Below are 25,374 nucleotides of genomic sequence, written 5' to 3'. Positions count from 1 at the left end.
TTTGTTCGTCCAATGCGTAACCCACAGAAAGCGATACTTGTTGCTCTGTTGATCGCTATTCCCGCTCCGTTTGTCCTGGCCTTTTTCCTGGTTACCTTCACGCCGGAACTTTTCCAGATCCTGTCCCAGTCCGGCTCCAGCGACCTGGCCAATGAGCCTACCTTCGTGCTGGGCAGCACCCAGGGCATTGCCGCTTACGTGATTTCCCTGGTGCTCTTTGGCATTGCCGGCTTCCTGACCGTGGCACTGGTGCAGCGTCAGTCCAGCGGCAGCGGCAGCAACACAAAGGCTTCACGTCCGGCCGGCGACGGCTATGAAGAGGAATTCGGACCCGAGGGTGATGAAGAAGGCACCGTGAAGTGGTTCAACGTGAAGAAGGGCTTCGGCTTTATCATTCGCGAAAGCGGCGACGAGGTATTCGTGCATTTTCGTGCCATTCGCGGCCGCGGTCGCCGTGTCCTGCGTCAGGGCCAGCTGGTGCGTTTTGACGTCGTCGAGGCCGACAAGGGCCTGCAGGCGGATAACGTCAGCATCCTGGAAGACTGATTGCCCGAGGAATCCCGGTATCTTGCCGGGATTCCTTCCCTTCCCGGCCGGCTCCCACCTGGCCAGACGAAATACCAGTTTCCCTTAACGCTAATTCCAGACGACCTTCTGCTCGCCGCGCTCGTCGATACGCCACCACTTTTCGTCCTGCACCGGCTCCCCTTCCTGCCAGTCGCCCGGACTGCAGCGCACTTCCTGCTGCAGACAGTTCCAGGCGTCCCGCGCGCACTCCAGATCCGACGTCCAGGGAAGCTGCTCCCCTTCCAGCACCACGCTGGTGAAATGCTTGGAGAAGGCTCCGGGGTAGCAAGTCACCCTCACCCGGCTGCCCAGGTATTCCCCGGCGCCTTTCTGAACACCGCGATTCCCGACAGGCGCCAGCGAGAGTCCGGAAAGGGACTGTCCCAGCCAGTCACCGATGCGGCCGGGTTCCAGCTCGCGAACGTAGATTTCCAGATCTTGCATCCCAACACTCCCTAACCGACAGGCGGACAATAGGGGCCCGATAACATCGCGCCCGGTACGAACAAGAGCGTCATGATGCCGAAGCCGTCGCTACTCGGCAATCTTTGCCCCGGCGGTCGAGGCGAGATGGATCTCCCGTGCGACGTGACGCTCCTCGATTCGCTGTCTCCGACCATCCAGGCCACGTTCGTGCCAGTCGACGTCGTACGCCGCCTGCTCGATTTCCACCTGACGGATCTGTTCCGTCACCGCGTCAGAGACATCGGCCGATCCCCGGGCGCCCAGCAGCGCCCGGTTGAGATCCTCAAGTCGGGCATACGTGGCGCGGCATTCCGGGCTGCCTTCGCGCGCCTCCAGCGCCGCCCTGGCCGCCGCCGCATGCAGCCAGCGCAGGGCTCGGCCAGGGGTTTCGGGGACATCGGGAAAACCGCCCCGCGCCGCCCGGAGCATGGCGTCGGGCTGGATCTCCACTTGCCAGTAGCGCTCAATCTCTGGCTGGTGCGCCCGGAGAATGCTCAGCCGCTGGGCCACATCACTGGGCGGCATGGCATGAATTTCCAGTTCGCGGCCCGTTCGCGCCTTCAACGACGGCACGAGGCCTTCACCGGCGTTGCGGCTGACGATCAGGATCGGCCCCTGATGCCCCAGCACAATGGGGCCGGCCGGGTGAGCAGGGTCGGCGATGAGGAGATCGAGATCGGCCGGCGACATATCGTCGAGGATGAGCGCCGGAGCCGGACCGTCAGGCTTCAGGGCCGGCACCCCGGACGCCATAATTTCGGCTTCCTGGCGCAAATCCAGCCAAAGCGATGGGAACGGCCAACGCGCCACCTGTTCCTGAACGAACCGGGTCTTCCCCGATCCCTCGGCGCCGCGCAGCCAGATAAAGGCTCGGGTGGATTGCGCCAGGCGAATCCCCAGGTGATCGCCAAAGGCAATCCAGTCCGGCGCCACGGAGGCAATGGTCAGGGTCCGCTCGGTGTCGGGTTGCAGGGGCAGGCCATGCTGAACGTCCGGCTCATTGTCCAGGGTTTGAGAGAAACAGGTTCGATACGGATGGGATCGAGGCTCTCGGCTTCGAGACATACAACGCTCCTTGTCTGACTACACGGTCCGCCTTGAGAGGTTTCAACCCGGACCGACGAAAAGGCGGCACATCCTTGCGCCGCCCGACGCGCCCTTCAGACGCGATTGTAGGTATCTTCGAACCGTACGATATCGTCTTCCCCGAGGTAACTCCCGGTCTGGACCTCGATCAACTCCAGCGGGATCACGCCCGGGTTCGACAAACGGTGGCGCTGGCCCAGCGGGATATAGGTGGACTGGTCCTCGGTCAGCAGGATCTCCTCATCGCCACGGACCACCATGGCCGTGCCGCTGACCACCACCCAGTGCTCGGCCCGGTGGTGGTGCTTCTGCAGCGACAGCGAGGCGCCCGGCTTGACGGTGATCCGCTTGACCTGGAACCGCTCGCCCATGGCGATACCTTCATAGGTGCCCCAGGGACGGTGCACTTTCTTGTGGAAGCGGTGCTCTTCCCGGCCCTGCGCCTTTACCTGCGCCACCAGTTTCTTCACGTCCTGGACCCGGTTGCGGTCGGCTACCAGAACGACATCGTCGGTTTCTACAATGACATGGTCGCTGATGCCGAGGGCAGCGATCAGACGCCCCTCAGAGTGGATGTAGGAGCCAGAGACGTCTTCGGTGATGACATCGCCTCGAAACACGTTGCCCGCTTCATCCTGGGGCTGGATCTCCCACAGCGCGGACCAGGAGCCCACGTCGCTCCAACCGGCGTCCATCGGCACCACAACGGCGTCCTGGGTCTTCTCCATCACGGCGTAGTCGATGGAATCATCGGGACAGGCCGCAAACGCTTCGCGCCCCACCCGGACAAAGTCCATGTCACTTTCACGCCCCGCATAGGCTGCCTTGCAGGCCGCCAGCATCTCCGGCTGATGCTTGCCCAGCTCTTCCAGATAGCGATCGGCGCGGAACAGGAACATACCGCTGTTCCAGAAGTAGCCGCCCTCATCGAGATAGCGCTGGGCCGTGTCGGCGTCCGGCTTCTCGACAAAAGCATCAACCGTCGAATAACCGCCCTCATCGGCGCCCGCCCGGATGTAGCCATAGCCGGTGTGAGGCGCCGTGGGTACGACACCGAAAGTCACCAGCTTGCCGGCCTCGGCTGCTTTGGCACCCACGGCCACCGCCGCCTCAAAAGCTTGGCGGTTGCGCAGCACGTGATCCGACGGCATCACCACCAGCAGCTCGGAGGGATTGCCCTCCGCAGCCGCCAGCGCCGCCAGCGCGATGGCCGGCGCCGTGTTGCGGCCGACCGGCTCAAGCACGATACCGTCGGTTCGTCCGGCGGCCTGCTGTTGCAGGTGCGCGGCCACGACGAAACGATGCTCCTCGTTGGTAATCGCCATAACCCGGGTCGACGGATCAAGTGACAACCCGCGATCAATGGTTTCCGCCAGCAGGGATTCTTCGGACACAACCGGCAGGAATTGTTTGGGATAGGCTTCACGGGACAACGGCCACAGACGCGTCCCCGATCCGCCTGAAAGAATAACGGCAAGCATGGCGATTCCTTGTCAGAAACTTTGCGAGGATTCTAACGTAATTCAGACGGATTTGCGTGGCTATGCCGACGACAGGACACGCCTATTAGCCGCTGAAACAGCCAGTATTAACGAGAAATAATCTAACGCGAAACAATCTGGAAGTAATCGTGTGCGGAGATTTGAGCACAGAACCCTGTGCAGCGGAAATCACAAGCAAGAAGAAGTGTCTGACATTCAGCGTCGACCATTGATTATGCCGTACTGACACGTGCTTCAAGAAAAGTCGTACCGGAAGAAACAAAAAGACCCCGGCAATGCCGGGGTCTTTTTATTGGCTTGCAGTTTAGTCCTGCTGCCAACCCTGAACGGCTTCTTTACCGTACTGGTCGCGCCATTCATTCAGTGTCTTGTGGTTGCCACCACGCGTCTTGACCACTTCACCGGTGTGCGGGTTTTTGTAGGTCTTCAGCGGACGCTTGGGGCGTGAGCTGGCGGCCGCGTCGGTTTTGGCGCCGGAAACGGACGGATCAATCGCACCCAGAACCTGCAATACATCTTTGGCGGACTTGTTGTAATCCTTCATCAACCCGCGAATCTTTTTCTCGAACTCGAGTTCACGCTTGAGCGCATTGTCTTCCTCAAGCTTGCTCAGTTCATCAGCGAGCTTATCCATAAGCTGTTTTTTCTGGTAGTACTCGTTGATCTTGGCCATGGGTATATCCTTAATGATTCACTTCAAAGGCGTCCACTTGAGTCTTGCCGTGGAGCGTCGGTTACTGTGAAGTTTCTATTATTCGAAAGGGAAAGCAATGGACGGCTTTCACCGTTCTTGCCGAGCAAATATCTGACGGTCGAATAATAGTGTAGTGTTGGCACCAAGGCAATTCAAACAGGTAAGCAAATGTGAGCATTTAACGAAAAAGAGGGCCACTATTTCTGCCCTCTCATGTTCAGCGCCCCGATTTCCTTAACATATGTTAAGGGCTCTAAAAGAACTAAAGCCTCAAATCCGACTCGGCTTTTGGAAACATTCCTTTCAGGTCGTAGAAAATACCGCCGGACCGCAAATACCCACGAATAGCATCGCTGCCCATTTCGATATATTCACGATGCGGCACAGTCAATATCACCGCGTCGTATGTCGACGGCTGGGGAGACTGGCATAAAGCAATGTTGTACTCATGCTCCGACTCTTCGCTGCTGGCCCAGGCATCCGACACTTCCACCTGGCAACCGAAGTCCTGCAGTTCCCGCACAACATCAATCACTTTGGTATTGCGCAAATCCGGACAATTTTCCTTGAACGTCATACCCAACATCAGAATGCGTGCGCCGGCGATGGTATGGCCTTTGCGGATCATGGCCTTGACCAGCTCCGACGCCGCATAGGCACCCATGGCATCGTTGATGCGGCGCCCGGCCAGGATCATTTCCGGGTGATGCCCGATGGCCTGGGCTTTATGGGTCAGGTAATACGGATCCACACCGATACAGTGGCCGCCCACCAGGCCCGGGCGAAACGGCAGGAAATTCCATTTGGTGCCGGATGCGGCGAGCACTTCATGGGTATCGATTCCGAGTCGGGAAAAGATCATCGCCAGTTCGTTCATCAGGGCGATATTCACGTCCCGCTGCGTGTTCTCGATCACCTTGGCCGCTTCGGCGACACGAATAGAACTGGTTTTATGGGTGCCTGCGGTAATCACCGACGCATAAAGCGCATCCACTTCATCGGCAATCTCGGGAGTAGACCCCGAGGTGACTTTCTTGATGGTGGTCACCCGGTGTTCCTTGTCCCCCGGATTAATACGCTCCGGACTGTATCCGGCAAAGAAATCCTGGTTGAACGTCAGCCCGGACAACCGTTCCAGCACCGGCACACAGACTTCTTCCGTCGCCCCTGGATAAACGGTCGACTCGTAAATCACGATATCGCCCTTTTTCAGAACCTGGCCAACGGTTTCGCTGGCTTTGATCAAAGGGGTCAGGTCGGGGGTTTTGAATTCGTCGATGGGGGTGGGGACGGTGACGATGTAGATCTGGCAGTCGGCGATGCCGTTTAGGGTGTTGGTGAAGGTCAGGCCGGATGCCGCAGCCAGTTCCGCCGAAGAAACTTCACGTGTGTGGTCGTAGCCATCGAGCAATGCCTGAATACGGCGAGGATTGATATCAAACCCCGTGACCCGCATCTTTTCCCCGAATGCCACAGCCAATGGCAAACCGACATACCCAAGACCAATGACCGCGAGTTTCTTTTCCATAAGCGACGTCCTTCGTCTACCGGAACTGGTGAACCCATTGTAGAAGGATAAAGGTCGTTGCCAATATGAATCTTGAAAAAAGACAACAGAACGCCAATCGCCGCCACTAAAAATATGAAAGCAATTAGAATTCAGAGAGGCAGTCGCCGTATTTTTTGTTCTTCGTCGTTCACAGGAACCGCCGGCTGAGAGCTATCCAGACTGTTACACCAAACGAGATCACACAAGTTGCTGACCGGTGTGAATTCGGTGATCGAGTCTTCGACGAGAATTCGAAGCACCTGCCTGCAATCGTACTGCTGGATAGCAATCCCCAGCCTATCAAGTAGCACCTTGATGCTTTCCCAGGACATCATCGACTCCCGCGCCATCATGATTCTGGGATGCCGGGTGGGTTTGGGATCGTCGCCGATAAGCAACTCTTCATAAAGCTTTTCACCCGGCCTGAGCCCGGTAAAAACAATTTCGATATCGTCGCCGGGCCCTATCCCGGTTTTCTCCCTGAGTCCCATCAAATGGATCATCTTGCGAGCCAAATCGACGATCTGGACGGGGTCTCCCATATCCAGGACAAAGACTTCGCCGCCCGCCCCCATCCCGCCAGCCTGAAGAACCAACTGGCTTGCTTCTGGAATCGTCATGAAATAACGGCAAATGTCGGGGTGCGTCACGGTCACCGGCCCGCCGTTGCGAATCTGCTCCCGGAACAACGGGACCACTGAGCCGGAAGAGCCAAGGACATTCCCGAACCGAACCATAGAGAAAATCGTTTTCTTCTGGCGGCTCGCCAACGCCTGCAAAACCAGTTCGGCCAGACGTTTGCTCGCCCCCATCACATTGGTGGGCCGCACCGCCTTATCCGTGGAAATCAGAACAAAGCGCTCTACCCCGCACTCAATGGCGGCCTCCGCACAATGCCAGGTTCCGAAGACGTTATTCTGAACGCCTTCGATCACGTTCTGCTCAACGACAGGCACATGCTTGTAGGCCGCGGCGTGGTATATCGTCTGCACACCGAACGCGCGAATCGTGGAGGCGCAGCGCTTTCGATTGGTTACGCTGCCCAACAACGCGTTGATGTTGACAGCCAACGACTCGACGTCGTTGATCGTACGCAGTTCACGTTCAATGGCATAAAGCGCGAATTCTGAACTGTCGTAGATAACCAGGTCGCGTGGTCGGCAGCGGATAATCTGCCGGCACAATTCGGAGCCAATAGATCCCCCTGCTCCGGTTACCATCACCACCTTCTGCTCCAGGCTTTCGGCCACGATGGCATCATCCGGACGAACCGGGTCACGCCCCAGCAAATCCTCAAGGGTTAAGTCCCGAAGATCCTGGATTCGCGCTTTGCCGGACACCACTTCAGACATGGATGGCACCGTCTGCACGGCCACCGACAACGGCTCAAGCTTGCTGATCAACGCATTTCGGTCAATCGAGACAGAATCCTCAAGGGCGAGCAGGACACGACCCGCACCGTGTTGACGGATGGCACTCTCAACGTGACCAAGCCCATAGACAGGCAGCCCGGCAATCAACGAGCGATGGTTTTCTGCCTTCGTCGAGATAAACGCGACGGGACAAAAGTCGCTCCCCTGCCTCAGCGCCGCCAAAAGCTGAACGCCCTTGGTTCCGGCGCCCAATATGACAACCGCCTGCCTATTTCGGTGCACAGGCCTACTGATAAGCGAGCGAACAAGAAAGCGACTACCCGCCACCATAAGAAAGGACAACCCGGCATAGAGGACCGGAACGGATCGCGGTATGAAAGCCTGTAGCAAATACCCGGTGACAATCAGCGCTACGGCTGAAATGAACACACCTGACAGTACGGCAAGGAGCGCGCGTTCCGTTATATAACGGATAATCGCGCGATAAAGCCCCAGGCGGACAAACGCATAAATAGTGAACAGGACGGTACATCCCCCTGCGACGACCTGATGTCGATCGGGCAGCCAGGTGAATGATTCGAGGCGGAGGGCGAAGGCCATCCAAAGGGAAATGGTAAGAAAGCAGAAATCAGCGGATACAGAGATAAGGCGCTTATTAAACCGGGACATCGAAAGCAGTTGATGGAGCAAACGGTCCGTATCGAAATAGGTCACTCGATCCTCCTGAACGACGCTGTTCCAGAATCAGATTCGCGCAGGGCGTGAAGAGCTCGCAGATTCCCGTGTTTTTATGGCAGTGACCGCAGAATACCAATGTCCGTGAACACGATGGACGCGCCATTGATGCCTGGCTGTCGCATGAGGCGACGTGCTGGAACGCCCATTCAGATTAGCAGCCCTCAAAGCGCTTCTTATAATTACCGTTTCATTAACATTTGATTTACAAGAGAGAAAACCAAGCAGGTATCCCGTTGCCCCTGTTCAGTCAGACATGGAAGGGCCAGACAAACGGGATAAGAACGACAGCAGTCAGCCCAACCAATAGGGACAGCGGCGCGCCGACACGTAGATAGTCCGTGAAACGGTAACGACCTGGGCCATAGACCATCAGGTTGGTCTGGTACCCCAATGGCGTCATGAAGCTGGCCGATGCGGCGAACATCACGGCAATCGCAAATGGAACGACATTGACGTTGAGTTGCTCAGAAACGGCCAACGCGATCGGGAACATCAGAATCGCTGCCGCATTGTTGGTTATGATCTCGGTAAAAACGACGGTAACAACATAGACCAGCAACAACGCGACCCATGGCGTCAGAGATGTCGAGCTCAGCAGGCCCGAGGCGATCATTTCTGCTGCCCCCGTCTCCGACATGGCGTTGCCCAAGGCAAAAGACGCCGCGATGACGACCAGCACCGGCAAATCCACACTGCGACGGGCTCGACTTGCCGTAATGCATCCCGTCAAAATCATGCCCCCCGCCGCGACGAAGGCCGATTCCATAATCGAGAGCAGCCCCGAAGCGCTCAGCGCCACCATGATCAACAGAATGGACAATGCCAGCGGTGCCTTCCGGAAATCGGGAGGCGTCGAGTCGTTCAAGGCGCTGACCAGCAGGAAATCACGACGAAAACGGTATTGCTCGGCGAACTCGTGACTGGCCTCAAGCAGAAGCGTATCGCCCATCTTCAGGCGAATATCACCCAGCTTACCGGCGACGCGCTTGCCCTCGCGGGAGACGGACAGGATGGCCGCATTAAAGCGCGTCCGGAACCGGGAGTCTCGAATGGTCATATCCAATGCCGGAAACTCCGGGCCCAGGACGACCTCAACCAGACATCGCTGGTGGTTGGCGATCTCCAGCTTCGCGACATTGCCGGTCGCCGGTATCAGGCCATGGATACGACGCAGCTCGCTGGCACATTCGGGCGCGCCAACAAAGTACAAGCGGTCCCCATCCTGAAGGGTTCGATCCGGCTCAACCGCCGTAATCAGTCGACCTTTCCGGTTGATTTCCGTCAGGTACCCATAAGCCAACGCCCGCAAACCGGCTTCGGCGACGGTCTTGCCAATCAGTGGCCCTCTAGGATCCACTTCGACTTCGACACCGTACTCCCGAACCTGGTCAAGCTCTTCGTTGAGGCTCCCACGATCAGGCAGCAATCGACCAGAAGCCAGCACAAGATAGATTCCGCCAATACAAAGAACCGGAATACCAACCCAGGCCAGTTCGAACAACCCCAAGTGGATGCCGAGCCAGCTCTGGAGCATACCGTCCACGACCAGGTTGGTGCTGGTACCAATCAGCGTGCAGGTCCCGCCCAGGATGGCCGCATAACTCAGGGGAATCAGTAGCTTCGACGCGGGAATCTGCAGCCTTTGGGCCCAATCCTGGACGGCCGGAATGAACATCGCCACGACCGCCGTGTTATTCATGAACGCGCTCAACACACTGGTTGGCGCCAGCACGCGAGCCTGAGCCCGGTGAAGTGTGTTGGGGTGGCCCAGAAGGCGACGAGCGATCCATTGAACCGCGCCGGTTTCCTTCAAGCCGGCAGCGACAACATAGAGGGTGGCAATGGTAATAACGCCGGGGTTGGCAAACCCGGCCAGCGCCGATTGGGGCGATAGCACGCCGGTAATCACCAGAAAGGCAAGGGCTGACATTAATACCAGGTCAGCGGATACGCGTGTCAGTACCAAGCCACCCAGCACCACACCAAGCGTTCCCAGGGTCAAAAACATACCCCAATCCATGGATGGAAACGCTCCTACTCTGGCCGGCTGTATATAAGCTGTCGGTCCTGCAAGTACTGGACAAGCGCTTCTACACACTGGTCAACGCTTTGCGCCGACGTGTCGAGGGTGACTTCGGGATGAGGGGGAATTTCGTAGGGTGAGTCGATGCCAGTAAAGTCGCGGATCTCCCCGGAGCGTGCTTTCTTATACAGCCCTTTGGGATCCCGCTCCTCGCAAGTTTCCAGCGGCGTATTCATAAACACTTCAATAAACTCACCGGCCGGGAAAAGCTTGCGAACCATCCGGCGATCGCTGGTGAACGGCGATATAAAGGCGCTCAAGACGATCAACCCTGCGTCAGTGAAAAGTTTACTGACTTCACCGATGCGACGAATGTTTTCGACACGATCCGTTTCCGAAAACCCGAGGTCTTTATTGAGTCCATGCCGGACGTTGTCCCCGTCCAGCAGGAACGTATGATAACCAAACTCGTGCAACTTGCGATCAAGCGCATTCGCAACAGTCGATTTCCCGGAGCCGCTGAGCCCGGTAAACCAAAGCAAACAAGGACTCTGTTTTTTTGTCTGAGCCCGTTCCGCGCGACTGACCTTATGATGATGCCAAACAATATTTTCGGTCACCGGACCCTCTCACTCCCGTTCCATGTCATGCCGCATAACGAAGATGACCGCCCTATCCTCGCAGGCAAAGAGTACAATGAATCGCCAAGAGATCAGTGAATCTGGTCTTTGGAAAATCTCACTTCGGGCGACGTCAGGAGACGATCGCTCTCTGGAAGAGCGCGATTTTGCCAGACCAGATCGGATAAATCGCCATTCGGTTGATAACCCAGCGGCGCATTCTTCAGCAATTCTGTCAAAGCCTTCAAATCAAACCGTTCACTGGCGGATCTCAATGACGCCAGCAGCGCTTCCATTTCACTCCAGGGAAGATGGCTTTCTCTTGCCATCATAATTCTGGGGTGTTCCGTACCTTGCGGATTATCGCCGATCAGGAGCTCCTCAAACAGCTTTTCTCCCGGGCGGAGACCACTAAAAACGATTTCAATATCACCATCCGGATGATCCGCTGTTTTCTCGACGAGCCCCATCAAATGAATCATTTTGCGAGCCAGATCGACGATTCTGACCGGTTCGCCCATATCCAGAACGAAGACCTCCCCCTTTCTGCCCATGCTGCCAGCCTGGAGAACCAGTTGGGTGGCTTCCGGAATGGTCATGAAATAGCGAATGATATCCGGGTGGGTCACCGTGACCGGGCCGCCGTCGCGAATCTGGTCCCGAAACAACGGAACGACAGAGCCGGAAGAACCGAGGACGTTCCCGAAACGAACCATGGAGAAAACGGTTTTCTGTTCGCGTTCGGCAAGTCCCTGGAGCACCAACTCGGCCATACGTTTACTGGCCCCCATGACATTCGTCGGCCGGACCGCCTTGTCTGTAGAAATCAGGACGAAACGCTCCACCCCCGCCGAAACAGCCGCCTCAGCCACGTGCAACGTGCCAAACACATTGTTCTGCACGCCTTCAATAACATTGTGCTCAACCAATGGAACGTGCTTATAAGCCGCGGCGTGATACACCGTCTGGACGCCGAAGGCTCGCATCACCGCTTCGCAGCGTCTTCGGTGTACGACGCTACCAAGCAGTGAATGCAGCTCAACGCCCAGATTATCCACGAGGTTGATAGCACAGAGCTCCCGCTCAATCCGGTAAAGCGAGTATTCGTTCTGTTCAAAAAGAACGAGAGTTTTCGGCCGATGCCGGAGAATCTGACGACACAGTTCCGAGCCGATAGATCCGCCGGCCCCTGTAACCATGACCGATTTGCCTGACAGGTTTTCGGACACCGTCGTGGCATCGCACCGGACCGGATCTCGCCCCAACAAATCTTCGATTTCCAGATCCCGGATATCATTGATCCGCGCCTGACCAGCCACCAGTTCCGACACAGAAGGAACCGTCTGCACCGGAATTTCCAGAGCTTCGAGCTGGGATATCAGCGCTTTCCGGTCCACTTCCGAATTCGGGTCCAACGCTAGCAAAATTCGCCGTACATGAAACTTGGAAAGTCCGCGAGCCACTCGATCAATGCTGATAACCGGCAAGCCGTCGATAGTGGATCGATGCCCTCCGTGGTCAAGCGTTAAGAACACGACCGGCTTATATTCTGTTCCTTGCCGCAGCGCCGACGCCAGGGCCATACCTGTCTCGCCGGCACCTACGATGGCTACCGCTTCTTTGTTTCGCTGGCCGGGACGGTTCAGGAGCATGCGGACGCCAAGGCGTGAGCCGCTAACAAAGAGGAAAGCCAGTGCTCCATAGATAATGGGGACAGAACGGGGAACGAAAACCTGCAACAGATAACCGAAAACGATCAGCGCAGCTGACGACGCAAATACGCCGTAAACGATAGTGAGGAAGGCCTTGTCGCCAAGGAAGCGAATCACAGCACGATATAAGCCCAGGCGGACGAACACGGCAATCGTGAACACAACAGTGATGGCTGCGACCATCACGTGGCCACGAGTCGGTGTCCAGATATCCTGTTCAAGCCGAAGGGAATAAGCCGCCCAGATCGCGAAGAACAACACGATCATATCGGATGCGACGGAAACCAGCCGTTTGTGCATCCGAGGTAAGTTTAAGAATGTCTCGATCATCGTGGATCCTTGACTACGAGGCACGGCTGGCTTGGGACACGACTTCCCTCAAAACATCGCAGGTCTTTTGAATTTCGGAATCCAACAGGGTCGGATGGACCAGAAACATGAGGCTGGTTTCTCCCAACTCCTTTGCAACCGGTAACCGCTCAGTTGGGCGCCAATCCTTTCCGTCAAAGGCCTTTTCCAGATAAACCTCCGAGCAAGAGCCTGAAAAACAGGGTACGCCACGGTCGACGATGGCATTTTGGATTCGATCTCTTGTCCACCCCTCAGCCAAACGCTCAGGCTCCACAAAAACATAGCACTTATAAGCAGCATGCTCGATTTCAGCGGGCGACTCAGGGACCCGGAGTCCAGGCAGCTCTTTTGCCGCCCCCCAAATCCGACGGGCATTGGCTAGCCGGGCACAATGCCATTCCTCCATGCGATTCAGTTGAATGCGACCAATCACCCCCTGCATCTCGGTCATCCGCCAGTTGGTTCCGAAGCTTTCGTGCAACCAGCGAAAACCGGGGGCATGCTCCCGCTCGTAGACAGCCTCCCAACTCTTACCGTGATCCTTATACGACCACATTTTTGACCACAGCTCCCGATCGTTGGTGGTGACCATTCCCCCTTCGCCGCCGGTCGTCATGATCTTGTCCTGGCAAAAGGACCAACACCCAACGTGGCCAATCGATCCGACGGACTGTCCCTTGTATCTGGCTCCATGCGCCTGGGCGCAATCTTCGATCAAATACAAGTTGTGCGCCTCGGCCAGTGCCATGAAGCTATCCATGTCACAAGGCCATCCTGAAAGATGGACGCACACAATCGCTTTCGTTCGCGGGGTAATTACCGCTTGCACGGTTTCTGGTGTGATATTTTGAGAATCTCTGCCAATGTCTGCAAAAACAGGAACAGCTCCTACCGACACAATGCTAGAGACCGATGCCAAAAAAGTCCGAGGGGTAACAACGACCTCGTCACCTGGGCCAATATTGAGCCCCTTGAGCGCAAGATCCAGCGCTACCGTACCATTAGAAACAGCAATGGCGTATTCCGCTTCAGAAAACGCAGCGAATTCATGTTCAAACTCACGACATTCCTGCCCAGTCCAGTAATTTACTCGATTGGAGAGCAGAACATCACGTACGGCGTTAGCCTCTTCCCTAGAGAAGGACGGCCATGGAGAAAAAGGTCCGTTCAGCATAGGTTACTCAGTAGTACCCTGAATCAAAATTTCTAATAGCTTACGAAGAGCGAATTCGGGCCGGGCTTCCAACCACTGTCACATCGGATCCAACATCTTTGGTCACCACTGCACCCATGCCTACGATAGACGCCCGTCCTATCGTAATCATCTGTCTGACTGAAGCACAGGCACCAATCCAGACTTCGTCCCCAAGAGCTGCGCCTCCGGCCAAAACTGCATTCGGACTTATATGGGCAAAGTCGCCAATCACACAATCGTGTTCGACCACCGCGCCGGTATTTACAATCGCGCCGATACCGATCATAGAACAGGGGTTAACCACTGCGTTGGCAAAAACTACGCTACCAGCACCAATAGAGGCGTAGGGACTGACAACTGCCGAAGGGTGAACGATGGAAACAAGATTCCCGCCGGCTTTCGCCAACACGGCCTGTTTCTCTGCGCGAATTCGGTTACTGCCAATACCGACGACTACGCCATTAAAAGCGGATAGCTTCTCGAGCAATGCCTTGGTATCGCCTCTCACTTCCCAGGGGCCATTCACTTCAGGCGGATGCCAAGCATCATCAAAAAAAGTGACGCTGTGCCAGCCTAGCTGCTCCGCTGCGTCGGCAATCACCTTCCCATGGCCACTGGCTCCAAGAATGGCTAGATGCATCAATCATTATTCCCGGTAAATTTCGACATGGTGGCTTCGCCCCCACCACTAATCCCATCACGAACCAGCACCTTCTTGACCGTGAGACACAAGATCTTCAAATCCAACCAGAACGAACAATGGTCTACATACCAAACATCCATTTTGAACTTCTCCTCCCACGAAACCGCGTTGCGCCCGTTTACCTGAGCCCATCCAGTTACGCCAGGGCGAACATCGTGGCGACGATACTGCTCTTTCGAGTACAGAGGCAGATACTCCATCAACAGAGGTCTTGGCCCTACCAGGCTCATATCGCCTCTAACCACGTTCCAGAGTTCCGGCAACTCATCAAAACTGGTCGAACGAAGGAACTGACCAAAAGCCGTCATGCGCTCATGATCCGGTAAAAGATTGCCTTGGGCATCCGTCGAATCCAGCATGGTTCGAAATTTAATCATCTGGAATGGCTCGCCGTTTTTACCGGGGCGAGTCTGACGAAAAAAAATGGGAGCACCGAGTTGCTTGCGAATGCGCAGGGCTACAACGACCATCAGCGGACTTAATGACAAAAGCCCGAAAAGCGAAACGATAATATCAAACAGTCTTTTACACATATCCGGCCCAAGCCCTACGGGAAGTTGTCACCAGCCCAGAAATCATTCAAAGAGTACATCGGCCAATTTATCTGCCAACTGCCCATATTCATACTGTTCCAGAGCAGTTTTACGTCCATTTGCTCCCATGGCCTCTCTATCCTCCGGCGACATGTTATAGAGCGTCAAGATGCAATCAGTGAGTTTCTGAACATCTTCGGCGGGAATTCGAAGGCCGGCATTGGCTTCCTCAATAGGGTCGCAGGCACCTGAGTATGAGTGAATTACCGGCTTACCAGACAACAGATACTCCGGTATTTTGTTCGCTCCAATGCCGAAACGATAAAGAGGATCATTCAGCCAACCGATGTAACATCCATCGAATCGCGCTAGCATCGCCTGTATTTCAATTTTCGGAATTGGATCAACGAAGTATACGTTGGTAAGTTCTTTTTGTTCGACCAACCTCGCCAAAACCGACTTTTCTTTCCCATCTCCTACGAGAACAAAGGCAATATCCGAGTACTCCTTTAATCGCTCCGCCGAACCAATGAAGGTGTCTAACGCATTTGCCACACCAAGCGTGCCGGTGTAGCCAATCACGAACTTGCCTTCAGGTAGCTGACGTTCTGCTTCGGCGTTAAGCGGCACCCCTCGATTAACTTCTTCCATGGAAAAACCGTTGGGAATCCAGGTGAACTTTTCCGGCACCATACCGCGATTAACCATATGCTCAACCGAATTCTTCAAATTGGAAACCACGGCGCTAGAGTCACGATATGCACGGTCCTCCACCCATTGCATCAGGCGAATTAATGGGTTCTCGGGAGAATGCCCTCCGATCTCTGTTAGAGTCAGAGGCCAGATATCGCGCACCTCAAACACCAATCGGGCGTTAAATTTTTTGGCTAACCATTGAGCGCCCAGAAACGATATCGGAGAAGGAGAAGAACAAAGTATTGTATCAGGCTCATCCGGGATTACCCGCTGCAGTTTTCGTAATCGCCATGGAAACAGCAGCCAGCTAAGCACACGTTTTTTGCTGTGCGCATGTTTATATGCTGGCAGATTAACCCAGACGAACGTAAAGCCCTCAACTTCTTGCAACTTGAAATAGCCATCAAAAACCGGGCTTTCTCGCAACAGGTGGTGGGATGCAGAGCCTATAACGTAAACTTTATGCCCGTTTTTTGCCATCTCACGGGCCATATAATAGTGCCTGCCTCCCAGAGCCGTGGCCGGAGTAGAAGCATACTGATTGATAATCCATACGGTCTTACTCATGCTCTCAACCTCAACAACACCTTTTCTGTATGGCCCACTACCTCGCCCCTTCAGTACGACTGCCCCTGCCCTCAACAAGCTCGCCCCATTTAGCTTGCAATTTTGTGTCCTGGCAGGATGCGCTAAATGAAACGCCTCTGTCTAAACTTGTCCTCTTCCGGCCAACGCCCACCGCCGGTGATTGATCAACCAAACCGTTTCAGAACAACTCACGGAGTCAATCGGCTGGCGGCCCCTTGTTCTGTGGGGCACCCCCACCAGAGCTTGACCCGATGGGGTTGGTTCAGAATATTTAGGGAGCTAGCCAAGCGTTCGGCGCCATCGCGGTCTTCCACGCAGAGAGAGGCCGCCAAGATAACGCGGACCAACGCCTCTTCAAGCAGACCCCGCTAAATTACTGTTAGCATCTATCCAGTCACCTAACCAAAACCGCCACCAGGAGAATCCAACTGAATATCTAGCCCGCAGATGCCTACCCGATTGAAGAAGCAGGCCAAAACATTGCTCTCTAAATCAAGCTGCCTTGTACCAACGCCTCTTCAATGCACTCGCTTTATGCAATAGCGCCAAATATACTACTCGCTTTAACCGCTTGAGACCCAGCCCATTTGATGATATTTAGTTTTTATTTGCCGCGTTAGTCGGTCAACGATTTATATAAATCGATTAGCTTATATTCCTCAATGCCCCAATTGTATTGCTCTTGTACCGCCTGCTGGCCATTACGCCCCATCTGTTCAGCTTCTTCGGGATGGCAGACTAAGTAGTCAATCGCGTTGGCGATGGCCTCGGGATCGAGTGGGTCAACGCAAAGGCCACACTGATTGCCTTCTACAATCTGTTTCCAGAGCGTAAAATTTGACGCGATAACAGGCAGGCCTGCAGCCATGTATTCGAACATTTTGACCGGCAAGGCATCCAGATAATTGACAATGGGATGCAATGTCACCAAACCGGCAACAGATTCACTCAATAACCTTTTAACCCCTTGGCGATCCAGCCAGCCCGAATACTCTACTCTTTCCCAACCAGCTTCCAACCGGATTTCGTCCTCAAAACCCGCCGGGTTGAAATTGCCACCGAGCGCAAACGTTGCGCTGGACTTCACCAGCTCCATTGCCCGAACCATTTCACGAATACCACGATTAATACCTACACCGCCAACATAGGCCACCTGGTCCTTTTTAAGTGTCCAATCCACGGCATCAGACGAAAGCTCTCCAAGCAGTGGGTAATTGTTAATATCCACCGAATGAACGCCCTCCGCTAAGAACTTATCCCGAATATAGGGAGTGGCAGCTACGACAGCATCCAGTTTACGGCAAGCGTATCGCTCATACATTGCAAACGCTTTTGACAACAGCCATCGGGCGGGTCTGTTGAGATAGGGCTTACCAAGAATCTGTTTTGGCACATCTTCGTGAGCATCAAAAATGACGATTTTATCCCGCTTCTTGAGCTTCAGGCCGATAGGCAACAGTTCCGGATCGTGCAAATGGTAGACATCCGAGTCAAGGGCCAGTGCCTTAGATAATATTCGCCCGGGCGCATTGCGAATTCGGTCCAGACGCCCATTCGAACCGCCAACATCGTGGATGGAAACCCCGCCATATTCTTCATTACCTTTCCCATCAGCGACTACTAAAGAAACTGTGCAGCCGAGACTGGCGAGAGACATGCACTCTTTCAAGAATATTCTAGTATCCGTGCGACTATGAACTGAGGTTAAGTGTGAAATCCTCATTGCTGTGAACCCTACCTTATTACTCTTTACATACCTTTAATGGTGCTATTTCTTCATCTTGGGCGAGCAATGCTTGTGTGTCTTAAATCTTGCGCCTGCAAATTCACATAACTTCCGCATCTTTCAACAACCCATCCTGAAAAAGCAAAGAACATAAAGGAATAAGGAGAGACATGAAATATCAGAGATTCAAAACTTTGATGAAAAATAAACGCGAACAATATCAGCAGCAGTACAACGCTCTCCGGCTCTCTACCTGAGCGAAAACACCCCTTTAATGCGACAGTTCCTAAAAATAAAAAAAACAAGATAAAAGCGGAAATCCCGCCTTCAACTAAAAGCTCAACAAAAGCATTATGTGCGCTAAGCATTATATTTTCTGAAGCAAGCACTCGCGCACTCTGGCCAAATCCTAATCCGAAAAAAGGACTGCCAGCCCATGCATCGAGAGCAACCCTCCAAATAACATCTCTGCCAGAGCCGTATAACGCACCAACCAGAACAAGATAAATCAGACCTATAACTGTAAACATCGAAGTTACTAGTAGCGTTCTCGCTATAAATTTACAAGCTCTTTGCCCGAAAAATCGACCTTTAAAACGCGAGCGAGCAACAACAAGGATCCCAAAAAAACCGGCGACCGCAAAGCCAGTCCGGCTACCGGTACCTATAACGCCAACGAGAACCATAACATAAAGCGCAAACACAACATATCTCTTCAAGCCCCCTAGCACCTCAAAGTGCTGAAACGAAATCGTCAGAAAAGCCAAAGAAACAAGCAAGATAATCGCAAACCTATTTGGATTAACTACAAATAAAAATGAGGATCTATATATTTTCCCCGAAAACAATCCACTCAAATCAAACCCAAAAACCAAAGCCCAGAAAAAGAACAAAGTACCGCAAACAAATCCGGGAATCGCAACAAAAACCGACCAATTCTTGATACTTTTACCCCAAAGAAAAGATATAAAAACAGCGAAACACCAAAAAAGCGCAGTAAACCCGGTTCCGAACAGCTCAGAATTCAAAAAAATTGAAAACAGGTTAGAAATCAGAAAAAGAATTAAAGTAAATTCTGGAACCCCATACTTGAAGGCACAAACCTTAGAAGGAAAAGCTATAGACGATGCAGCAAAAAAAACGAAAGATGCAGCAAAAAAACCAGCACTAGCTTGTCCAGGTAATATCTGAAAAACCATAAAGCAACCCAATGACAGAAAAGCCAAGGCGTCCAAGCATTGTTTAAAACTAGTTTTCTTCACTTTCACCTTATGACTATTCCCCTTGTACATTACAATTTTATAATAATACTTAAACACCTAGATTCTTTTGACTATTAAAACCCTTATCAACGCATTCAAACAGTACGCGAAACTTGTGGCCCATGCAGCTCCAACAAGCCCGTGATCTGGAATCAAGACAACATTCCCAATAACATTAATTGCCATAACACTCAGAGAAGCATACATATTCCACTCCGGCCTTCCCGCCGCTGCAATGCAGTTAGAGTAAATTCGGGAACCGGCCCCAGCAATTATACCTGGCAGCAGCCAAAAAAATGCTGGCAACGCCTCTATATATTCTTGCCCAAACACTGGTTTAATAAGCCACAAGAGCGTAGCGGCGACAAAAACACTCGCACCTGCCGTTAAAGCTGTCACCACCCAGAAGCCTTTATGCGCAAGCGCTAGTCTAGCGGTCGGCTGTTGATGCATAGCAGATAGCCTTGGCAAAAGAACGGTACTAGCCGCTTGAGATAACATCCAAAGCTTTTCAGCGATTTGCACCGCAATTACATATATGCCGGTCGCGGCGGGTGAGAGGAAAAAGTTGACAAGAAACATATCAGCGCGGTAATTGACATATGTAAGAATGTTTGACAAGTGAGCTTTCCAGCCATAGCCAAGCACCCGGCGCGCATAAAATGAAGTCGTTGTCGCTTCTTCCGTAGTCTTAAAAGACCTTCTTTTTGCTAATAACCTTAATACAATTAGCAGTCCAACTATTTGACCGATAATAAAAGCGACCAATGCTCCTATTACACCGCACTCCAAAAAGTAGAATGCGATAGCCACACCCGCCAAATTAACATATGGGGGCACGAGCACCGTCAGATTAAAGGCTTTGAAATCTTGAAGGCCCTGCAATATCGTGCTTAAGTACGCGAGCAGTAATGTCAGAGGAAAGCTAGCCAGTCCCAGATAAACAAGGCTTGCAGGCACGCCCGGAAAGATTCCTTTTCCCCAGACCCAAAACACTGGGAAAATAAAAACCAAACCACCTGTAGCGACAACAATAGCGAGGCGGCAATTGCCCTTCCAAGCCTGCTCAATGCTGAAATCCCCGCGGCTAACGTAGTAAACAGTGGCGGGTCCTACACCAAAGTTTAAAAATTTGGCCAGCATAGTTGAAATCAAGACAGCTATAGCATAGTAGCCGTTACCCTCAGGGCCAAGCTCGCGGGCGATAAGCACTACCAATAACAACTGCGAAAATGCTGCCAGCAACTGACGAGCCAGAGTCATCCCAATATTTCGACGCAAAGCAGACGCGCCGACAAACTGTCTGATACGATTTAGCAATGGATTATCCAGCGTGAGTTGAAGGAGAGCTAAGGTTTGATGACAGCACATTTTGATATACGGCCGTCAGCTGGCGAGCAATTGCGGCGCCAGAAAAGCGTGATCTAGCTCGCTCGGCAATAGTGACAGGATCAAAGGCAGGTAAACTTTCAGCGACATACCGCATGGCATCCCCCAATTCACCTGGTTGTTTGGGAGGGACTAACAACCCGTCGCCAGCCTCAACTATGCACTCCGGTCCACCACATCGGGTAGCGACCACCGGCAAACCAGCCATTAGAGCCTCGGCCGCAACCACACCGAAAGTTTCATAATGGCTAGATACCACCATCACATCCACTTCATTCAACAGAGCCGGCACATCCTCTGGGGCCACCAGACCAAGAAACCGAACTTTCTCTTGAAGGCCGACCTTGACCACCATTTGCTCCAAACCTGAACGAATCGGGCCATCGCCTGCAAGCCAAAGCTCCACATCCAACCCGGTGCGATTGAGCTCGCCGAAAGCCTCTAGGAGGTCAAATTGGCCCTTCTTCTCGGTCATCAATGCAAGATTCAGGAAACGGATCGGACGCTCCATCCGCTTCCGTTTTTCTGGTGCCTTAAAACGGTCTGCGACAACATTTGGAATCCACTTCCAACTTTGCTCAATGAGAGAGAAATGTTTGCTTAATAATTCCGCCAACGAGGGACTCACCGCGATGCACGCAACGGCTCTACGAACAGCCTTTTCAGCAAGGTTGAGCTGCCACGCCGAATATGCAAGTCGCGCGAAGCCGGTGCTATGCTCTGTTAGCACCAACGGTATGTTAAATTCGTCGGATAATTCCGCTCCAGCCGCACCAGCAAAAATAGCAGCATGCGCATGAAGAATGTCCGGTTTCCCATTATCGTTGATGTATTGCCTCAACAACGCCCTAGCAGCTTTTTTGAACAGGTAATAGTTACCATAAGGAACTCGAGGCAAAGCTGCCAACAGCTCTTTTCTGTATGTAAGAAGACCGCTATCGTTTTCGCAAGCAGACAGCTTTGGCGTGGCCAGCTTGTTCAGCGTGCGTAGGGAACGCATTGAAGGCGCGATCACCCCCACTCTGTGGCCATAGTCCTGCAATGCGAGGGCTTGGTCGCGAAAAAAAACTCCGCCTACATCATCCGGAGCTTTGGGATACCAAGACGGAAGTAGAAGAATATGCATTTCAGAATTCATATGAAAACATCTTTACATCTTGAGCATACACCTCACGCACGACCTCTATTGACCGCTCATCTTTGTAATATTCTTTGTAGTCGCTCGCCCGTTTGGATGAATTCACATTAGAGAGTTCGCGCCGAAGCCCCAAGGACCCCAAAACATTTCTAAAATCGTTTTCCAAGCTTTCAAATCTACCGAGAAAATCCACAACAAGCTCTTGCTCTCCATTCACCACAAACTCAGATTGCGGGATGAAAAGCAAATGATTTCTGTAGCTACCTTCCCCAATACCGTTAATTATAAAGTCGTCGAAAGACTCAAAATTTGAAATCTGTTCAGAAACATTCAAATCACCAACTTTATTACCACCGGCTACCAAGTAGTTATAAGCGGAAACTGCCCTATCCCACGGATTCCTCACAAAGGCAAACTTGTAAGAATTCTCAAAGAAATTCCTATTAGCTGTATAGTAGACATACCAGGGCAAGTGGTTTCTTTTTGCACGCCTATCCCCCAGCGCTTCTGTGATTGATGTCCCTGCAACTTTTGGTATATGAATAAATATACAATTATGTCTTTTATTATATGGAGAATACGGAAACTCAAAAGAATGCTTGGCTTGGGTTAGTTTTCCATAAAATCTTTTAATCGCTGACGGCAATTCTCACCCCCTTATTGCACCTTAAGTAACGAGACTATAGGACCTCAATCAATCGCCGTTGTTCATCGATAGTTAAATAAGGATGCATCGGCAAGCTCAACACCTGTTCTGCTATTGCGTCCCCCATAGATAGAGTAGCGGAGTCATCCGCCACAGCTGGCTGCTTATTAAGAGGTATCGGGTAATGAATTGCAGTTGGAATATCAACTGCAGTCAGCTTGGCCTGGAGTGCTATTCGATCCTCTACCCTGATAGTATATTGTGCCCAAGCAGAAACGTTATAATCCTCGACATATGGTGAATTAGTGAAACCGACTTCACTAAGCAGGCCGGTGTAATTCTGTGCTGCCAAGTTACGCAACTCGATCTCTTCATCCAACAGTTCAAGCTTAGGCAATAGTATAGCGGCTTGCAGCGTGTCCAAGCGGCTATTCACCCCGACTCGGATGTGGTGATAGCGTCTATCCTGCCCGTGCCGAGCTATTTGGCGGAGCGTTATCGCCAACTCATCATCGTTGGTGAAAATTGCTCCACCATCGCCATAACACCCTAAAGGTTTACTTGGAAAAAAGCTCGTGCAACCAATTGTCGTGAGATTACACGACTTCCTCCCTTTATAGCTGGCCCCAAAACTTTGAGCACCGTCTTCAATTACAGGGATATTGTGCTTCTCGGCGACGGCATTTATCGCGTCAAAATCAGCACACTGGCCATAGAGTGACACGGGAATAATAGCTTTAGTACGCGAGGTAATGACTTCTTCTAGCAATTCGGGATTGAGGTTATAAGTCTTCGGATCAATGTCTACGTAAACCGGTCTCGCACCCAAAACAGCGGGAGTTTCGGCAGTGGCAATGTAGCTGAAGCCGGGGACAATCACCTCATCACCAGGCCCCACGCCAACGGCCATCTGAGCAATCTGCAAAGCATCGGTTCCATTACCGCACGTTATGCAATATTTGGCACCGGTATAAGCAGCAAGCTTCTCTTCAAGTTCGGCGACTTCGGGCCCCAGGATGTATTTACCGTGCGCCAGAACTTTCTGGATATTGGCGTCGATTTTGTCTTTAATTCTTGCTTGCTGAGCGGCCAAATCGATGAACTGCATGAAGAAACCCTTTGTCAATCACTGTAATAACGAAAGAGAACAGACAATGAACCTGCTTTATTTCTTGGTGACTACGTTGCCTTCAAGAACGTAACGAGTGCCGGTGTGAGGACAGACACATTCAGACTCGCCGGTAACAGGCAAATCCAGTTGCTCACCGTACTCGCTCATCCAACCGACCTGTTTCGCGGGCACACCCACCATCAGCGCGTAGCCTGGCACGTTTTTGTTGACCACCGCACCGGCACCGACGAACGCATAGCTGCCGATGGTGACGCCACACACCAGGGTGCAGTTCGCCCCCAACGTAGCGCCTTTTTTCACAAGCGTGTCACGGTACTCGTCTTTCCGCTCGATGAGTGATCGGGGGTTGTAAACGTTGGTGAACACCATGCTAGGACCGCAGAATACGCCCTCTTCCAGATGAACATTATCGTACACCGAGACGTTGTTCTGAATCTTGCAGTTGTCGCCGATGGTTACCTTATTGCCGACGAATACACCCTGGCCCATGGAAACGTTCTTGCCGATTTTTGCTCCACTGCATACGTGCACGAAATGCCAGACCCGTGACCCTTCGCCGATCTGGGCACCCTCGTCTACTATAGCGCTGGGGTGAATTTGGGCAGACATCGTTGCTCCTTGTATCTGAAAAGTAGCGCCTCAATCCCATCTCCCTTCTTCGAAGGGGATGGGGAGAGATTTCAGCCATTACTCGGATTTGAGGAAGGGGTGGTAATTGCCTTTTAGGCCGATGGGATCGGCTTTCCGGATATTGGCAACAGTCTCAATCGCTACGCGGTTGTCTTCCAGTCCATAGCCACGGCCGGCGAGAATTTCCTCGTAGCTACGGGTATGCAAATCAGCGAAGCCACCTGAAAACTCCAGCTCCTCGCCGTCGACTGTTATAGAGCGGTAAGTTCTTTGACCTTGAGCTTTAGCACTCTCCGGGACAAACTTGTAATCCACTGACAGGAACCAGCGAACGCGGGCTTTTTCATACTCAAGGTAGCCAGCAGCCATGGTATCACTGCTGTGATGAACAACGTTTTCCTGTAGCTCACCGAAGATGAAGTGCAACATGTCGTAAAAATGCACGCCGATGTTGGTCGCTATGCCACCAGACTTTTTCTCATCCCCTTTCCAAGACTGCATGTACCAGTGGCCACGAGAGGTAATGTATGTCAGGTCCACGTCGTGTTTCGTGGCTTTCTGCTCGTTCCGAACTTTTTCACGAAGCTCAATGATAGAGGGATGCACGCGAAGTTGGAGGATCGTGTTCACTTTCTGGCCAGTATCGTTTTCTATTTCTTTCAGGCCATCGATGTTCCAGGGATTCAAAACAAGGGGTTTCTCGCAAATGGCATCTGCGCCAGAGCGTAAGGCAAAACGCATGTGAGAATCGTGCAGATAATTCGGCGAGCAGATTGAAATGTAGTCGATTGCCTTACCACCACGGGCCCTGTGCAACTTATCGATGTGGCGATCAAAGCGCTCGAATTCGGTAAAAAAATCTGCGTCAGGGAAGAAGCTGTCGATGATGCCTACCGAATCGTTACTGTCCAGGGCTGCCACCAGATCGTTACCGGTGTCTTTAATGGCTTTCATATGGCGTGGTGCGATATAGCCGGCCGCGCCGATCAAGGCAAACTTTTTGCTCACTTTTGTATAACTCCGTTAATGGGGTGTGTTCTAGCTACTCTACGCGCC

22 protein-coding genes are annotated in these 25,374 nt (G+C 52.8%); 1 reads left to right on the top strand and 21 read right to left on the bottom strand.

What is annotated here, in order from left to right; translation table 11 throughout:
* Positions 1–12: 12 nt before the first annotated feature.
* Complete coding sequence (locus tag DKK67_RS21945) at positions 13–546, top strand: cold-shock protein (protein ID WP_111495801.1); 534 nt, start codon at positions 13–15, stop codon at positions 544–546.
* Positions 547–636: 90 nt separating this feature from the next.
* Here the strand turns inward: DKK67_RS21945 and DKK67_RS07705 are convergent, their stop codons facing one another.
* From DKK67_RS07705 to DKK67_RS07605, 21 genes are all read right to left on the bottom strand, one after another.
* A complete protein-coding gene (locus DKK67_RS07705) occupies positions 637–1,011 on the bottom strand; it encodes a hypothetical protein (RefSeq protein ID WP_111495800.1) in 375 nt (124 codons plus the stop codon).
* A 90-nt stretch (positions 1,012–1,101) separates the two neighbouring features.
* Positions 1,102–2,097: a hypothetical protein gene (locus tag DKK67_RS07700; protein ID WP_111495799.1), complete on the bottom strand. Its 996-nt coding sequence runs from the start codon at positions 2,095–2,097 to the stop codon at positions 1,102–1,104.
* A gap of 95 nt (positions 2,098–2,192) precedes the next feature.
* Entirely contained in the window at positions 2,193–3,599 is a 1,407-nt protein-coding gene (locus tag DKK67_RS07695) for a mannose-1-phosphate guanylyltransferase/mannose-6-phosphate isomerase (protein ID WP_111495798.1), read from the bottom strand.
* A gap of 325 nt (positions 3,600–3,924) precedes the next feature.
* Positions 3,925–4,293, bottom strand: coding sequence for a histone-like nucleoid-structuring protein, MvaT/MvaU family (locus tag DKK67_RS07690; RefSeq protein WP_111495797.1), 369 nt, complete (start codon positions 4,291–4,293; stop codon positions 3,925–3,927).
* A gap of 283 nt (positions 4,294–4,576) precedes the next feature.
* Entirely contained in the window at positions 4,577–5,842 is a 1,266-nt protein-coding gene (gene tviB / locus DKK67_RS07685) for a Vi polysaccharide biosynthesis UDP-N-acetylglucosamine C-6 dehydrogenase TviB (RefSeq protein WP_111495796.1), read from the bottom strand.
* A gap of 131 nt (positions 5,843–5,973) precedes the next feature.
* Positions 5,974–7,905: a polysaccharide biosynthesis protein gene (locus DKK67_RS07680; protein WP_111496810.1), complete on the bottom strand. Its 1,932-nt coding sequence runs from the start codon at positions 7,903–7,905 to the stop codon at positions 5,974–5,976.
* 316 nt (positions 7,906–8,221) lie between these two features.
* On the bottom strand, positions 8,222–9,994 hold the full coding sequence (locus DKK67_RS07675) for an SLC13 family permease (RefSeq protein ID WP_111495795.1): 1,773 nt from the start codon (positions 9,992–9,994) through the stop codon (positions 8,222–8,224).
* Between the two features lie 14 nt (positions 9,995–10,008).
* Positions 10,009–10,617, bottom strand: coding sequence for an adenylyl-sulfate kinase (gene cysC / locus DKK67_RS07670; RefSeq protein ID WP_111495794.1), 609 nt, complete (start codon positions 10,615–10,617; stop codon positions 10,009–10,011).
* A gap of 92 nt (positions 10,618–10,709) precedes the next feature.
* Positions 10,710–12,659, bottom strand: coding sequence for a polysaccharide biosynthesis protein (locus tag DKK67_RS07665; protein ID WP_111495793.1), 1,950 nt, complete (start codon positions 12,657–12,659; stop codon positions 10,710–10,712).
* Positions 12,660–12,672: 13 nt separating this feature from the next.
* Positions 12,673–13,854, bottom strand: coding sequence for a DegT/DnrJ/EryC1/StrS family aminotransferase (locus tag DKK67_RS07660; protein ID WP_111495792.1), 1,182 nt, complete (start codon positions 13,852–13,854; stop codon positions 12,673–12,675).
* Between the two features lie 40 nt (positions 13,855–13,894).
* Positions 13,895–14,515 carry an acetyltransferase gene (locus DKK67_RS07655; protein ID WP_204355748.1) on the bottom strand — a complete coding sequence of 207 codons (621 nt, stop codon included), beginning with the start codon at positions 14,513–14,515 and terminating at the stop codon, positions 13,895–13,897.
* Positions 14,515–15,111 carry a sugar transferase gene (locus tag DKK67_RS07650; protein WP_111495790.1) on the bottom strand — a complete coding sequence of 199 codons (597 nt, stop codon included), beginning with the start codon at positions 15,109–15,111 and terminating at the stop codon, positions 14,515–14,517. The genes DKK67_RS07655 and DKK67_RS07650 overlap by 1 nt, the downstream gene beginning before the upstream one ends.
* Before the next feature lie 42 nt (positions 15,112–15,153).
* A complete protein-coding gene (locus tag DKK67_RS07645) occupies positions 15,154–16,374 on the bottom strand; it encodes a glycosyltransferase family 4 protein (protein ID WP_111495789.1) in 1,221 nt (406 codons plus the stop codon).
* A 637-nt stretch (positions 16,375–17,011) separates the two neighbouring features.
* Positions 17,012–18,052 (bottom strand): glycosyltransferase family 4 protein, encoded by a 1,041-nt coding sequence (locus tag DKK67_RS07640; RefSeq protein WP_204355747.1) that lies wholly within the window; start codon positions 18,050–18,052, stop codon positions 17,012–17,014.
* Positions 18,053–18,171: 119 nt separating this feature from the next.
* Positions 18,172–19,389 (bottom strand): O-antigen ligase family protein, encoded by a 1,218-nt coding sequence (locus DKK67_RS07635; RefSeq protein WP_162628780.1) that lies wholly within the window; start codon positions 19,387–19,389, stop codon positions 18,172–18,174.
* A gap of 51 nt (positions 19,390–19,440) precedes the next feature.
* Complete coding sequence (locus tag DKK67_RS07630) at positions 19,441–20,703, bottom strand: flippase (RefSeq protein WP_162628779.1); 1,263 nt, start codon at positions 20,701–20,703, stop codon at positions 19,441–19,443.
* Between the two features lie 4 nt (positions 20,704–20,707).
* Positions 20,708–21,910 carry a glycosyltransferase gene (locus DKK67_RS07625; protein ID WP_111495785.1) on the bottom strand — a complete coding sequence of 401 codons (1,203 nt, stop codon included), beginning with the start codon at positions 21,908–21,910 and terminating at the stop codon, positions 20,708–20,710.
* The gene (locus DKK67_RS07620) at positions 21,900–22,556 is read right to left on the bottom strand and encodes a sulfotransferase family 2 domain-containing protein (protein WP_111495784.1); all 657 of its coding nucleotides are present in this window, start codon (positions 22,554–22,556) and stop codon (positions 21,900–21,902) included. Before DKK67_RS07620 ends, DKK67_RS07625 begins: the two co-directional genes overlap by 11 nt.
* Before the next feature lie 34 nt (positions 22,557–22,590).
* A complete protein-coding gene (locus DKK67_RS07615) occupies positions 22,591–23,664 on the bottom strand; it encodes a DegT/DnrJ/EryC1/StrS family aminotransferase (RefSeq protein WP_111495783.1) in 1,074 nt (357 codons plus the stop codon).
* A 57-nt stretch (positions 23,665–23,721) separates the two neighbouring features.
* Positions 23,722–24,297 carry an acyltransferase gene (locus DKK67_RS07610; RefSeq protein ID WP_111495782.1) on the bottom strand — a complete coding sequence of 192 codons (576 nt, stop codon included), beginning with the start codon at positions 24,295–24,297 and terminating at the stop codon, positions 23,722–23,724.
* Positions 24,298–24,375: 78 nt separating this feature from the next.
* Positions 24,376–25,326, bottom strand: a complete 951-nt coding sequence (locus tag DKK67_RS07605; RefSeq protein WP_228160535.1) for a Gfo/Idh/MocA family protein — start codon at positions 25,324–25,326, stop codon at positions 24,376–24,378.
* Positions 25,327–25,374: the final 48 nt, after the last annotated feature.

The organism is Marinobacter bohaiensis (assembly GCF_003258515.1).
GTDB lineage: Bacteria > Pseudomonadota > Gammaproteobacteria > Pseudomonadales > Oleiphilaceae > Marinobacter_A > Marinobacter_A bohaiensis.
The sequence above is the reverse complement of the archived record's forward strand: the minus strand, read 5'-3'. Positions and strand labels throughout refer to the sequence as shown.

What these genes read in the sequence shown, in the direction of transcription:
- DKK67_RS21945 (WP_111495801.1), top strand. Translation starts at nt 13, where the DNA reads ATGCGTAACCCACAGAAAGCGATACTTGTTGCTCTGTTGATCGCTATT.
- DKK67_RS07705 (WP_111495800.1), bottom strand. Translation starts at nt 1,011, where the DNA reads ATGCAAGATCTGGAAATCTACGTTCGCGAGCTGGAACCCGGCCGCATC.
- DKK67_RS07700 (WP_111495799.1), bottom strand. Translation starts at nt 2,097, where the DNA reads ATGTCTCGAAGCCGAGAGCCTCGATCCCATCCGTATCGAACCTGTTTC.
- DKK67_RS07695 (WP_111495798.1), bottom strand. Translation starts at nt 3,599, where the DNA reads ATGCTTGCCGTTATTCTTTCAGGCGGATCGGGGACGCGTCTGTGGCCG.
- DKK67_RS07690 (WP_111495797.1), bottom strand. Translation starts at nt 4,293, where the DNA reads ATGGCCAAGATCAACGAGTACTACCAGAAAAAACAGCTTATGGATAAG.
- tviB (WP_111495796.1), bottom strand. Translation starts at nt 5,842, where the DNA reads ATGGAAAAGAAACTCGCGGTCATTGGTCTTGGGTATGTCGGTTTGCCA.
- DKK67_RS07680 (WP_111496810.1), bottom strand. Translation starts at nt 7,905, where the DNA reads ATGTCCCGGTTTAATAAGCGCCTTATCTCTGTATCCGCTGATTTCTGC.
- DKK67_RS07675 (WP_111495795.1), bottom strand. Translation starts at nt 9,994, where the DNA reads ATGGATTGGGGTATGTTTTTGACCCTGGGAACGCTTGGTGTGGTGCTG.
- DKK67_RS07665 (WP_111495793.1), bottom strand. Translation starts at nt 12,659, where the DNA reads ATGATCGAGACATTCTTAAACTTACCTCGGATGCACAAACGGCTGGTT.
- DKK67_RS07660 (WP_111495792.1), bottom strand. Translation starts at nt 13,854, where the DNA reads ATGCTGAACGGACCTTTTTCTCCATGGCCGTCCTTCTCTAGGGAAGAG.
- DKK67_RS07655 (WP_204355748.1), bottom strand. Translation starts at nt 14,515, where the DNA reads ATGCATCTAGCCATTCTTGGAGCCAGTGGCCATGGGAAGGTGATTGCC.
- DKK67_RS07650 (WP_111495790.1), bottom strand. Translation starts at nt 15,111, where the DNA reads ATGTGTAAAAGACTGTTTGATATTATCGTTTCGCTTTTCGGGCTTTTG.
- DKK67_RS07645 (WP_111495789.1), bottom strand. Translation starts at nt 16,374, where the DNA reads ATGAGTAAGACCGTATGGATTATCAATCAGTATGCTTCTACTCCGGCC.
- DKK67_RS07640 (WP_204355747.1), bottom strand. Translation starts at nt 18,052, where the DNA reads ATGTCTCTCGCCAGTCTCGGCTGCACAGTTTCTTTAGTAGTCGCTGAT.
- DKK67_RS07625 (WP_111495785.1), bottom strand. Translation starts at nt 21,910, where the DNA reads ATGAATTCTGAAATGCATATTCTTCTACTTCCGTCTTGGTATCCCAAA.
- DKK67_RS07615 (WP_111495783.1), bottom strand. Translation starts at nt 23,664, where the DNA reads ATGCAGTTCATCGATTTGGCCGCTCAGCAAGCAAGAATTAAAGACAAA.
- DKK67_RS07610 (WP_111495782.1), bottom strand. Translation starts at nt 24,297, where the DNA reads ATGTCTGCCCAAATTCACCCCAGCGCTATAGTAGACGAGGGTGCCCAG.